General features: G+C 48.4%; 7 protein-coding genes. 2 read left to right on the top strand and 5 right to left on the bottom strand.

The genetic code is table 11. The features are described 5' to 3' along the window. Window positions 1–27 precede the first annotated feature (27 nt). Window positions 28–306, top strand: a complete 279-nt coding sequence (locus tag OXH39_20145) for a hypothetical protein (protein ID MCY3552776.1) — start codon at window positions 28–30, stop codon at window positions 304–306. 12 nt (window positions 307–318) lie between these two features. Beyond that, window positions 319–1113, top strand: a complete 795-nt coding sequence (locus tag OXH39_20140) for a sulfite exporter TauE/SafE family protein (protein MCY3552775.1) — start codon at window positions 319–321, stop codon at window positions 1111–1113. Here OXH39_20140 and OXH39_20135 read toward each other — a convergent pair. From OXH39_20135 to OXH39_20115, 5 genes are all read right to left on the bottom strand, one after another. Then, complete coding sequence (locus OXH39_20135; GenBank protein MCY3552774.1) at window positions 1110–1733, bottom strand: CDP-alcohol phosphatidyltransferase family protein; 624 nt, start codon at window positions 1731–1733, stop codon at window positions 1110–1112. The two genes, OXH39_20140 and OXH39_20135, sit on opposite strands and share 4 nt — an antisense overlap. Further along, the gene (locus OXH39_20130) at window positions 1726–2367 is read right to left on the bottom strand and encodes a hypothetical protein (protein MCY3552773.1); all 642 of its coding nucleotides are present in this window, start codon (window positions 2365–2367) and stop codon (window positions 1726–1728) included. Before OXH39_20130 ends, OXH39_20135 begins: the two co-directional genes overlap by 8 nt. A gap of 92 nt (window positions 2368–2459) precedes the next feature. Continuing rightward, a complete protein-coding gene (locus OXH39_20125) occupies window positions 2460–3320 on the bottom strand; it encodes a LysM peptidoglycan-binding domain-containing protein (protein ID MCY3552772.1) in 861 nt (286 codons plus the stop codon). A 12-nt stretch (window positions 3321–3332) separates the two neighbouring features. After that, window positions 3333–4325, bottom strand: a complete 993-nt coding sequence (locus tag OXH39_20120; protein MCY3552771.1) for a hypothetical protein — start codon at window positions 4323–4325, stop codon at window positions 3333–3335. Between the two features lie 72 nt (window positions 4326–4397). Then, the gene (locus OXH39_20115) at window positions 4398–12641 is read right to left on the bottom strand and encodes an Ig-like domain-containing protein (GenBank protein MCY3552770.1); all 8244 of its coding nucleotides are present in this window, start codon (window positions 12639–12641) and stop codon (window positions 4398–4400) included. Window positions 12642–12809: the final 168 nt, after the last annotated feature.

The raw sequence follows: 12809 nt of genomic DNA, 5'->3' as shown, positions 1-12809 counted from the left end.
AATCGGAGCCAACAATAAAGAATACAGATGTTTGAAGTTCAACTACCGATGCTAAAAAAACTTCAGAATGTTGCTGGTGGCACTGCGGGGATAGGGTTCATACTCGGCACGCTAATTCCTGCCGTGGCTATTTTCATTTTAGATTGGCAATGTCCATTTGGAGATGGAATTTTCCGAATCGGCGGTTTTTTGGTAATTACAGGGTTCGGAAGCGCTATTGTTTTCGGTAACCTTGTTGCCCTTGCTCTCATCGGTTTTGCGAAATATCGCCAGATATCATCCAATTCATCAAAAGAAAGGAAATAGCAGAGAAATAAAATGGAATTCAATCTCTTGCACACCGTTTTACTCTTTGGTACAGGTATCTGCGCAGGTTTCATAAACACAGTTGCTGCCGGCGGATCGTTGTTGGCACTCCCGATGCTTATTTTCCTCACCTCCGATCCGATATTAGCAAACGGCACAAACCGGGTCGCTATTTTTTTTCAAAACCTCAGTGCCATTATGGGGTTCCGGCGTAAGGGGGTCTCTAATTTTCGGTATGGCATCTTACTCGCTATCCCCGCAGTTATCGGTGCCGGGATAGGTGCCAGAATCGCGATTGGCACGGATGCAGCGTTGTTTCAATTCATCCTTGCAGCTGTGATGCTGATTATGCTCAGCTTAACATTGTTGAACCGGACCGCACGCCTAAAAGATAGGATTGAAAGTAACGGGACAAGCTCTAAAGTCATTGCAATGGTTGTATTCTTCTTCATCGGGATTTACGGAGGTTTCATTCAAGCAGGTGTGGGGCTACTTGTTATAACTGCTTTGCGACTTTTGACAGGTATTGATCTCGTTCGGACGAATGCGATTAAAGTTTTGGTTATCTTCGCTTACACCGTGCTTGCGCTCGGTATTTTTATCATGAACAAGCAGGTTGATTGGACTTTAGGTATAACCTTAGCAATAGGGAATGCTACCGGCGCATGGGTTGGGAGCCATTGGGCCGTCGAAAAAGGCGAAAAATGGATCAAAGTGGTTCTCGTTGTAACTGTGCTTGCCTTCGCGACAAACCTTGCGTTAAAGCCTTTTGATTTAGATATCGTATCGCTTCTCGGGCTCGGTTAGCGATCCAACTCTTGGTACGAAAAAATCAGACGGTGAATGGCAGTGATGTGTGAGGTAAGGGTAAGGATACCGAGTGTGCAGAGCAGAATCATTCCTGTACTTTGAACAATTGAAAACTTGTACCAGAGTAGCCCTTGGAGCAGGGTCCCAGCACCCAATAAGATGATACGTTCGGGACGCTGCATGAGTCCTACCTTACAAGTCACTTGGAGTCCTTCAGCTCTTGCCCTCACGTAACTGACAAGTATTGAACCGAACCAGGCACCGAACGCGAGAATTATCCCTAACAAACTATCCAAGCTGTAGAAATAGATGAGGGCTCCAAGGAAAAGAAAGCCTTCTGAGTAGCGATCTATAACGGAGTCCAAGAGTGCTCCTGATGCCCGGAGATCTCTTTGGGCACGGGCAACCGCGCCATCAATCATATCAAAACTTCCCCCAAACAGAATCAGAATCCCACCAGTGATAAGACGACCTGTTGCGAAATAGAAGGTCGCGACGAGGTTTATGACCAGCCCGAAGAGCGTCACCATATTCGCTGTAATACCGATTGCAACCATTTTGTTAGCGAGAACAGAAAGGAATGCTTCAAGGTGGGGTTTTAATTTTGCTTCAAACATGTGATGTCTCCTCATTGTAATGCAGATTTGAGGAGAACTCCGTTCTGCCTTCCACGAGGAATCGCAAGGATCCTTGCCGGTTTTCGACCAATTCTGTGGTGGGAATCTCTTCTGCTTGACGAAGAAGTTCCAAAATTGCCGGTGCGATTTCCGTCGGACGCTGCACGACTTTCATTTTTTCCAGTGCAGAAGATTGGATATCCGATGATGCAACACGTACAACCCCATCGTTCCATATCAGCTCTGGAGGTGTATAAGTAAGATTATAAGTTTCATCAAAAACTGTGATAATAGGGTGGGGCAGTTTTAGAAGTTCTAATTCAGCGTTCTGAATTGCTTGTGCGAAGTCCAATGAAGTCTGGCGTTGTGTTGTAGCGATATGCACAACTGGTAGGTTCCACAAAATGATAGGCTTTTTGAGCCGATGCGCGAGTGTGGTTAAGCGTAGGAAACACCGCCACTCTGCGGCACTGCTTAGGCTTTGGGCATCGCCTTGCACCAAGATGACCTTTGTGTCCTGTATCCAGGCGAAACCCGCGAATCTAAATGTCCCTTTACTTCCCGCTCTATCGCCATAGAGCCTGATTGCGTGAGTGAAGGGAGGCTGAGGGTATTTAGAGGTGTTTGCTGACATATCCCCTGTGCCTCTAAACGGTAGCGAATTCTATAAAAAAAGCAGGGAGGTGTTTGAAACACCTTCCCTGCCTAAAAGGTGATGGGTTTCGCTTATTCGCTGCGTCCACCAATGGCGTTAATGGCAAACCATCCGATACCTGCCGCGACAGTCGTCAGGAACACTAAAGCGCGTTTGGATGTGGACAGTTCCTCGTGTACACCCTTGGCATCCTCAAGCATCATCTTGACTTCGTTGATCGCCTTTTGGTTAGCCTCAATGCTTGCCAAGAACATTTTCACGTCCTCTTGGATGGATTCAATGACTGCGCTTGTTGCTTCCTCTGCCATTTTATGCTCTTTGATCATTTTATCCAACGCTGCGATATGCTCGTCAAGGTGGCTAATCTGGTCAAGTATAGCTGCTTTGCTCGCAGCAAGTGCTTCTTTAACGCTAGCAGAGACAGCGTCACCAGATTGGCTTACGGCATCCATTAACTTCTCTTGTGATTTTAGACTTGCCTCAAGAGCCATGATTTGTGCCTTGAGTTCACCCATACTCGCATTGAGACCTTTAATTTCTGCCTCAAGTTTATCCCGTGCTGCTTCGGATTCGGCCAATTCCACCTTTAACTTTTCAAGTTCCTCGTGCTGCACAACGAGCTTTTCTTCAGCACCATCAAGAGCATCTTTTGCCATAGCGAGAGGGATACGTAAACTTTCGCCGGGGTAGATGAGGTGTGGATTGGTGAAATCATTGTACTTACTCAACTCGCGCCACCGGAGCGGATCCTTTAGATGCTTTTGGCAGAGATCCCAGAGGGTATCACCCTTTACGATAGTGATTAGCATGGTATCGTCATCCCCGGCGTGCGGTGTGATTTTCGCAGATGCAGATAACACGTAAACGCCACTGAGTGCTGCGCAAATGTACAGAATCAGTGCCAACTTCAGTGTGCCTCTTATCATTTTCATTTGTTATCTCCTTTAAAAGCTATAAGAGAGGGACGCAAAGTGAGTTGATCCAACGCCGTTTAGTTCACTCGCCATGCCATCTTGGATAGCATAATCAATCTGCAATCCACCGATGTTCACACCAAATCCACCGAAAAGGTTTTGGACATCGCGGGAGGCTCTAACCCCACCACGGATGGCAAGACCTGTAGATTTGTAAGTGAGAATAGTATATTCAGCACCAAGCTTTAGACTCGTCGCGCTCTGATCGAGATTGACGAACTCCTGCTCAATATCGGCTGCGAATGTAACCACGTTGCCCATATAGAGATCATAAGCTAAACCAACGTTGACCACCATTGGCACGGTATCATCACCGAGAGCTGCACCGAGGTATTTAGCAACGATGCCGTAATGGAAAGTTGGAACCTGTTCCTCACCCATATCTATGTGCAGGGCATGTCCCATCAGTCCGACATCTACACCACCAAAACCGCTCTGGCTGTCGTCTGCGCCGAAACTATCCATCAACATACGACCTGTTAAACCGATACCGAAGCTTCCAAAGCCGATGCCGTAAGAGAGGGAGTAAGCATTTGTGCTGTAGTCGAACATGCCACCATAGCGTTCTTGGGCATCATACTGTTCAATACCACTCACACCTGCATTTGTAACAGCAAGCCCGATAGACCCGGCTGAACCAAGAGCCTTCGTCAATGCCAGGAAGTTATGGCTTCTATCCAGATCAAGCTGCTGTGTTGAAATATTGAAACTTAAATCCGCTGCGGAGCCGAGTCCTGCCGGGTTCCAAACGGTTGCCGTGGCATCATCGGCGATTGCCGTGAAAGCACCACCTAAACCGATGGAGCGTGCGCCGGCACCAAGCCGTAGATGTGGCATGGCATCCACGCCAGCAAAACTGACCGGTGACACCGCTAGGATAAGAAAGAAAACGGGTATTAAACCACATAGCAATTTCGGGCCCTGTTTGGAAGCCCACTTAGCAATTTGCTTTGTCAGTAACATTATATCCTCCTTCAGTGTCCACATCGGGAACTGGACGGATGTCCAATTCCCGATATGCAAACTGCCGTTTACTTAGCGCGTCAGTGCGAGTTTGAGAATGGCGTACTCTGGCTCGAAACCGTCTGCCACTATAATTTGACAGTAGTAAACGCCTCGAGCTAAATCTTCGCCAGCGGTGGTAGTTCCATCCCAACCGATTGCGCCTTTGCCAACGTACTCGCCTGCATCCCAAACTTCGTTATCCACAAGGACTCGAACCGGACGGAAGGTCATGTCATAAATGACAATACTTACCGTGGACTGTCGAGTCAGTGTGAAGGAAATACGAGTATTATCCTTGAACGGATTGGGTGCGTTAATCGGACGCGATGCCAATACTGGGCCTTCCTCACTCTCAACAAAGAATGTAAACTCGTGAACCGCCATGTTTGCCTTACGGGCCCCACTGTTCTTGTCAGAAACGTTGCCCTCTTTATGCGCCATGTCGGATACTTCAAGTTTAACTGTATGCTGCCCGAAAGCGAGATCGGCAGGTGGGGTGTATAGAACCTGTGATGCCGATTTCTGGTTCGGTGCGAGGTTAATCAGTTTATCGTCGAAAACGAAGCGGATAGAATCGACATCTACACCGGATTCAGCATCCGCGTAGGTTATCGAAATCTGCGGACGACGTTCAATCAGGCGTGCCTCATTCTGTGGCGATGCCATCGTGATGACAGGCGCAGCAGTATCAAAGTCGATCGAGAAATTCCCCTTCGCTGTGGCAGAGTTGCCGATCGTATCCGTCGCACGGACCTCAATCGTGTAAGTCCCTTCATCAAGCGGAGCTTCAGGATTGAAATCCAAACGCGTGATACCTTCAACATCGCTTTCGCCATCATCTGCTGTCTTCCCCTTCACCTCTTTACCGTTGCTATCCCACAAGGTGATGACCATTTCATCAACACCTGATTCATCACTGGCACTTGCCGAGATGACCGGGAGCCCGCCACGGATAGTTCCAGACGGCGTAATTGAGGTGATTGCAGGTGCAGCGTTATCAACGACTAATGTGAACGTCCAAGAATGTTCGGTTGTTCCACCTTCGCTGATCGCAACAACTCTTACGGTGTGCGTTCCCGCTGTGAAACTATCAGCAACTTCAACTCGTCCTGCAGCGATTTGTGCAAGTGGTACTGAGCGAAACGGTTTGTCATTTATACCGAACTTCACACTTACGACGCTCGATTGCTCATCGGTAACAACCGCTGAGAGCGTTACCCAACTATCACCCGTGATGACACCAGATGGAGCCGCTGCAGAGATGACTGGCGGCGTTGTATCCGTCTTCACCGTAAAGGTAGCAGATGTCTGTGCCGTTTTACCATCGCCGTCAGTGACTTCAACAACAACCGTGTGCGATCCACCACTGAGATCTGATCCTGGCGTGTAAGAGAACCGATTTCCATCTACCTCTGGTGTAGCATCTGTACCGTCAATGGTAAATGTGGTTATCTCAACAGTGCCAGCACCCGAGAATTCACCGCTAATGAGCGGACGACCGTCTTCAACGGTTTGACCACCAGCAGGTGACTGAATAGCGACCGTAGGTATTGTACCACTGATAGCGAATTCGCGTGTGGCTTCACCGATGTTACCGAGAACATCAGCAACGCTAACGGTTATTTTATACGCGCCACCGGCAAGTTGGTCATTACGAGTGTAAACCAGTGTTGTTGCATCGGTTTCAATGGCAGCCTGCTCGACTGGAATATCTTGATTACCTTGTTCGGGCAGAGTGCGTACCAAACCAACAGTCGGTCCATCGGCAAGTTCCGTCGTTGCCCAAGCTAAGACTTCCTTACCAGTGCTGTCTGGACCGCTACCTTCACCGTCATTATATGTCGCATGAACGGTCGGCAAGCTATCCACCGTATGGTCTTCTGAAGGAGTCTCAATCGTAATCATCGGACCGGTGTTATCAAGGTTAATCATTGCCAACGAGAACGGGACTGAACCGTTCCATTGGGTGACGACACCATCCGGTGTATACATACCATCCGGCAGTGCTGAAAGTTCCATTACCGTAAGTGAGAAGGTATTTTCTGGATCTTCCGCACTTTCGCTCGGAACTGCGCTTCCGTTAATAGCACCACTCAGGTGGTCTGCGGCTAATGAGCCGTTAGCAACCATGAAACTTACAGCGACCGAATTGCGAAGTGGGATCGGTTCAGCAGGTGCGTCTGCAACATCCACACCGTCAACAGCTATGACCGCCAAATCGCTGATATCGGAGGTTCGGAAGTTCAGCACATGCACTGTGATTCTCGACCCATCAGTTTCAGAATCATCGGCTTGCACATTACCGAATTCATCAATAACGAGCGCATGGAACATATAGGTTCCATTTGCAAGCATCCCGATATCGACTGTCGGTGCTTCTAAAACTCCCGGTTCGCTATCGGCAGTGATTTGGTTGCCATCTACATCGGTTTGCACCAACCTTACTGAACCTGCCGCGTAGGTTTTCGGCTCAGCTGTCGGTTCAACCGTAAGCATAATCATTGGTGACGGTACTGATTCATCAACAATACCACCAACCGTATAACTCCCATCTTCATTCGCTGCAATGGGGGGCTGTGCGTCAACGCCTTCGGCAACATGAGTGACAGCGACAATATTTGTCGGTCCGAGCGGTGCAACATCGTCAACGTTGTCAAGTGAGAACCTTGATTGAACACCACTGGGGGCTGCTGTTTCACTCTCGTTTGCAGCGGAAAGTGCGATTGCACGTACGATATACGGATTAGAATCTTGGGCTACATCTCGCGCTGCGGGACTATCCGCAGTGATGGTATCCTCTAATTCCAATGCTACCGTATCTACGCTAACCGACCATTTTTGGTAGGCTTGATGTTTATGAATCGGTGCGGTTGCTTCACCATCAACGACAGCTTCAGCTGCGACACCAACAAAATCAGCGATGAAGTCAGCATCGCTCTGCTTTAGTTCTTGGTATTCTTCCTCGCTAATAACAGTGCCTTCGGTGGTCACACCAACCTCTTTCCACTCAGAATCATCAGCATCTTGACGTTTAACTTCAACACGCACTGAAGTGATAGGTGGAGAGGTCCTCTCACCGAGGGTGTACGTGTTAGGTACAAGGATTCCCTGCGGTGCGCCGCTATCGGGATTTGTCTGTGCTGCGGGGTCGGTCGTGATCGCGAAGATCTCGGGAGCTGGTCGATAACTGTTTTCAACTGTCACTGAGATTTTCGACCCATCCGTTTCAGAGTCATCGGCTTGTTCGTTGCCGAACTCGTCAAAGGCGAGGGCATAGAACATATAAGTTCCATTTTCCAAGTATGTTTCACTGTTAGCAAGTGTACCGACATCAACAGTTACCTCGAAAATACCACTGCCTTCGGCTGTCTCGGTCGCGTCGCCAACAACAAGGTTCTCAATGTCGGTTACGAACCTGATAGATTTGTAGGTCTTTCTATCCGCTGTTGGCTTAATGGTGAAGGTAGCCACAGGTGAACTGACAGCATCGTCATACTTATCAACGAGACCACCAACGGTGTAGCTGCCATCCTCAGCGGTTTCAAAGACACTATCGGTCGCCTCAACACCTGTTACACTAACGTTTGTCGGACCGAGTGGCGCGACATCGTCAACATTGTCAACAGAGAACATCGCAGTGACATCGTCAGCAGAGAGCGTCTCGCTTCCATCAGCTGCGGCACTTGCAGTCGCACGCACCATGTACTGATTGTCATCCTTGGAGGCATCACGCGCACCAGGACTATCAGCAGTAATGCTATCCTCAAGAGTTGTTGTATCTACCTCAATCATCCACCTTTGATAGGTGTCAGATTTTACAACATTCCCTCCGGCAACATCTGCTACGTCCGCTACGTCTGCTGCTGCGAGTTTTGCATCGTCAACTGTAGTAACTGGACTACTTTCGGAGGCAGTGCCGACCTGAGTCCACTCTGTGTCGTTCTTGCGTTTAACTTCAAACATCAGAGAGGTGGTAGGTGCCGAAGTGATTTCAGGTGAATAGCCGTAAAGTGCTATGGTTCCCTGAGGTGCACCACTATCCGGGTTCGTCTGTGCTGGATCACCGACAGCAAACGCCAGAACTTGAGGAGCCGGTCGGCGAGTGTTTGCAACAGTCACCGAGATTCTGGTTCCATCCGTTGCGGACATATCCTCTTGGATATTGCCGTACTGTTCATCAGGTCCGTCAGGAGATCCGTCATAAGCGAGGGCATGGAACATATAAGTTCCGTTTTCCAGGTACGTCTCACCGTCAGCAAGCGTGCCGACATCAATAGTTACCATGAAAATGCCACTGCCTTCAGCGGTTTCGGTTACGTCACCAATAACAATGCCTTCAGCGTCCGTTTGTAACATGACAGATGCGTAGGTTTTCCGTTCAGCCATCGGCTCAATGGTAAGGGTAGCCATAGGTGAACTGACAGCATCGTCATACTTATCAACGAGACCACCAACGGTGTAGCTGCCATCGCCAGCGTCTTCAAAGATGCTATCGGTCGCCTCAACGCTTGTTACACTGACGTTTGTCGGACCGAGTGGCGCGACATCGTCAACATTGTCAACAGAGAATCTTGCCTCAACACCAGGAATCGGTGGAACTTCGGTTCCGTTGGTGTTCGCATACCCCACTACCACATACTGGTTTTCATCTTTAGATGCATCTCGTGCTGCTGGACTATCTGCGGTGATAGTATCTGCCAAAGTTGTGGTATCCACAGTAGCCACCCATTTCTGGTAGGTAGTATTGACAGAGACAACTGGTTTGTCAGGTCCCACAGTGTTGACGAGATCACCAAGGAGGTCAGCAAGTTCTTGACCCTCAATGTGCTCAGCAGTTTCACTGCTTTCAATCACCCATTCAGCAGCTTGAGGACCCGTGGCAGCCAAGCGGACAGAACTAATAGGAGTAGAAGTCCGGCTCGGTGTATACGCAGTAAGCATGAGTGTGCCTTGTCGTCCACCACTATCCGGGTTAGTAACAGTCGGGGGAACTGGAGCCACCGTAATTCCAACAACCTCAGGATCTAACGGACAAATACCGGCATCTAAGTTGATGACACCCTGCATCGGATTGACATCTGTAATTTGCAGTGCGTTGGTTGCCACAGCGCGAACCATTACCTGGCTCATCTCATTGCCACCCAACAATGCTTCAAAATCAGAGACATTCCAACCGATCTCCAATGTTGAACCTGTTTGGGTTCCTGCGAGATCAAGTTCGCCGATGTTTTGCCATGCGCCACTTGCATCCATGTACTGCACCATAACGGCGGCAGGATGTGGTGAGCGATGGTCAACTGTAACAGTTAAGACAACATTTTCTGTGGTATTGTTGAAGATTGTGACGTTACCGACAGGACCACTTTCAAAGAGGTCATCCATATCGCCGTCCAAGTTACAATCACCAACCACAACAAACGTTACGCTTGCACGGTCCTGATGTGCAGGATCACTTGAATAAACAATCCTGAGATGTGTTGGCGCAGTATGAGAACTTACATTGAAGAGCGTATCAATCCCCATTGCGCGAATCCCATAATCCCCTGCGAGGACATCTTCACCCAATTGTGCAAGCATCATCAAACTATTACCATTTGGCGGCTCGCCATAAGTGATTGGCACAGCATTAACGATGTCTACCGTTACTCCTAAAACGTCAACGAGCGATTGCGCTACATCAGCGTCCAATTGCAGGTGCATATTTAGCAATTCGCCTAAGTCCTCAAGAGACGGGTTTAAATTGTCTTGTAGGAACCCAAGTCCAAGAGGTGTCCCAAGGAAAGCTAATACCGTGTTTAAGGTTAGCGTTTGGGTCGGTACAGTTACACCACCAAATTCAATCTCCTCAGGAAGAACATTTTGACCTACAAGTTGCGCTATGGTTTGATCCCATATCGTCGAGGCAAGCAGGGTAGCCTCAGGCGTTAGCGGCATCCAAGTGTTCGGGCGTTGGAGCGATGGATCACCGAGATAGGGTGTTCCGTCTTCATTCAACCCAATTATTTGATAAACGAGATATCCTTCAGCCTGTGCAACTCTATCACTTGGTTTTAATCCCGGTACACCTGTGACTGTCAAGGTAGCAGCACCCGGTTCCAAGGAAGTGGCAACGTAAACACCTTCGTCGTTTTCATAACCGACTGTGTTGACACCTGAACTGATTTCAACATCGGCTTCTGGTGCACTGGTATCAACGGTGAACTCACCTTGCATTAAATCTAAGGGGTTCCCATTCACATCATGGACAACAGCACCCAAAAAATAGTTGCCATCGGGAATATTATCGAACTGAGTTTCAGGAACCCAGAGTGACCCATATTCCGGATTGACCTTTGGGATAGTGAAAACAGAAGACAACATCGGATCAAACGATTCCTCAAATTCTGTTGTCACTCTGTTAGCATTACGCAGGAGTATATTCTGAAGTCTCCATCGATGTTTTCCAAGTGCGTTCAGCAACTGTTGTGGAGACGGTAATTGACCACTTGCCAAGGACTCTGTAATTATCGAACCCACAGCTGTGTTGAATACTGCCCTGAAATTGTCATCAAATAATTCCTCAAGAATCCCACGATTCGTTAATTGGAGATTGCGCGGGTCTGGCATCGACCACTCACGAATCGGATAGGTTTTTGTTGCACTCAGGACTTCTGATATTGTGGCGAGATTACCAGCCAATGTTTCCTTAGCAAGGGCTGCGAGTTTTTCGCGATCCAAAACTTCCAGAGTTAACTCGTCAGCAAGCGTCACATGAAAGTAATAATAACTACTACCTGGTACGACCCCTATCTCAGCTTCCCAAACAACGCCATTTGGTCCGAATATAGGATCCATGGGATGCTCAACAGGATCCCCATTCAGTCCATAATGGTGGACGAGGGTAACCTCTTCAAAAAGCTGCTCAAGACTATCTTCCAGAGCGGGCCATGCCGGTAAGTTAGTAGCAGCAAGAGCCTCTTCCAATCGGAAGGTATGGCGGATCAACTCTGAACCCAGGACCGTCGGATCACCAACCAACCGACCCTTTGCTTGCAGCGTTCCGTCACTGGACTGAAACGTAACACCACCGATATTTGATGCTGGCAGCGGAACGCGAACGTAAAGATTCAAATTATTGCGAGTCAGATATTTTCGATTCGGGTCGGTCTTGTCACCCATCCTATCATCATAGATAAGATCAAGCGGCAGAGGTGTAATCGCGTTCCCAAAATTCTCGGGGTCTAAACCTTGTTCTAAATCCGTTTCCCCTAATTTTCCAGCGAAAATTCGGATATCGGGATCAGCTAGAAGATTCAGGATCTGATTTTTTGGGAAAGGAATTTCTTGTCCGACCAACTTAGCAATCTCTTCAACCACCATTGCAACCAATGCGTCTTGAGTGAGTCCGAAACCTGCTAAACTTTCAATCGGTTGTCCGGTAGCCACCATGAAAAGATCCTGCACAAATTTCCTTCCGGAGATCGTGTTATGCGAGAGTCCACCAAGCCGAGATTTGCCCAAAAGTGCTTCATTTGTAGGCATTATCGAAGGAATTGGATCTGCCATTGGAGCTGTTACCGGCGGGGGTATAACTTCATCTGGTGGGGTTGTCTCTTCATCGGTTGACGGAGTGGTTTCCTCGTCCATTGATGGAATCGTCTCTTCATCGGTTGACGGAGTGGTTTCCTCGTCCATTGATGGAGTCGTCTCTTCATCGGTTGACGGAGTGGTTTCCTCATCCGTTGATGGAGTCGTCTCTTCATCGGTTGACGGAGTGGTTTCCTCATCCGTTGATGGAGTCGTCTCTTCATCGGTTGACGGAGTGGTTTCCTCATCCGTTGATGGAGTCGTCTCTTCATCGGTTGACGGAGGCGGCAACAACAACCCTGCAAGTTCGTCAATTGCTACTGGATCTTGAAGCAATGTTTTAACGTCTTCATCTTGCAGTAACGCTTGGACATCTGGATCTGACAGAAGTGCTATATGGTCGTCTGTTAGTATGATCCCTTGTCCTTGAGCGACCGTCTGCAGGGTTGCGGCCGACCCAGCGTTAATAAGACTGATAGCTAAATCAATGGTACCACCGATATCATCAACCTCTGCTGTCTTAAGTCCGTTCAAAATCTCTGGCAGAAGTGCCTTAACATCGTCACGCTGAAACAAATCAATGTATTTGTCACGTACCTTGACAGCGAGAGAGGCTTCCGCTTCCTGCCCGAAAACCGTGTTCGGAATTGAAGTGTAAAAAACACACAGTGTAAAAATCAAAAAACAAACGAGTGTTCGTTTTTTCATTAACTCATCCTCCTCGTTAAGTCTGCGCGCTCGCAAGACTAAGTACTGAGTTTCTTAGATGGGCAAGCGAGAATACAAAAAAGACGTCCGGGGTAGATGTTTGCCCATCCAATTAACATCCTACCAACGAGCATTAAAATTTCCCGATACGGATGTAGCCGTAGGATA

The sequence above is a fragment of the Candidatus Poribacteria bacterium genome (assembly GCA_026702755.1).
Lineage (GTDB): Bacteria > Poribacteria > WGA-4E > WGA-4E > WGA-3G > WGA-3G.
This window is presented reverse-complemented; position numbering and strand designations above follow the sequence as displayed.

What these genes read in the sequence shown, in the direction of transcription:
- OXH39_20145 (MCY3552776.1), top strand. Translation starts at nt 28, where the DNA reads ATGTTTGAAGTTCAACTACCGATGCTAAAAAAACTTCAGAATGTTGCT.
- OXH39_20140 (MCY3552775.1), top strand. Translation starts at nt 319, where the DNA reads ATGGAATTCAATCTCTTGCACACCGTTTTACTCTTTGGTACAGGTATC.
- OXH39_20135 (MCY3552774.1), bottom strand. Translation starts at nt 1,733, where the DNA reads ATGTTTGAAGCAAAATTAAAACCCCACCTTGAAGCATTCCTTTCTGTT.
- OXH39_20130 (MCY3552773.1), bottom strand. Translation starts at nt 2,367, where the DNA reads ATGTCAGCAAACACCTCTAAATACCCTCAGCCTCCCTTCACTCACGCA.
- OXH39_20125 (MCY3552772.1), bottom strand. Translation starts at nt 3,320, where the DNA reads ATGAAAATGATAAGAGGCACACTGAAGTTGGCACTGATTCTGTACATT.
- OXH39_20120 (MCY3552771.1), bottom strand. Translation starts at nt 4,325, where the DNA reads ATGTTACTGACAAAGCAAATTGCTAAGTGGGCTTCCAAACAGGGCCCG.
- OXH39_20115 (MCY3552770.1), bottom strand. Translation starts at nt 12,641, where the DNA reads ATGAAAAAACGAACACTCGTTTGTTTTTTGATTTTTACACTGTGTGTT.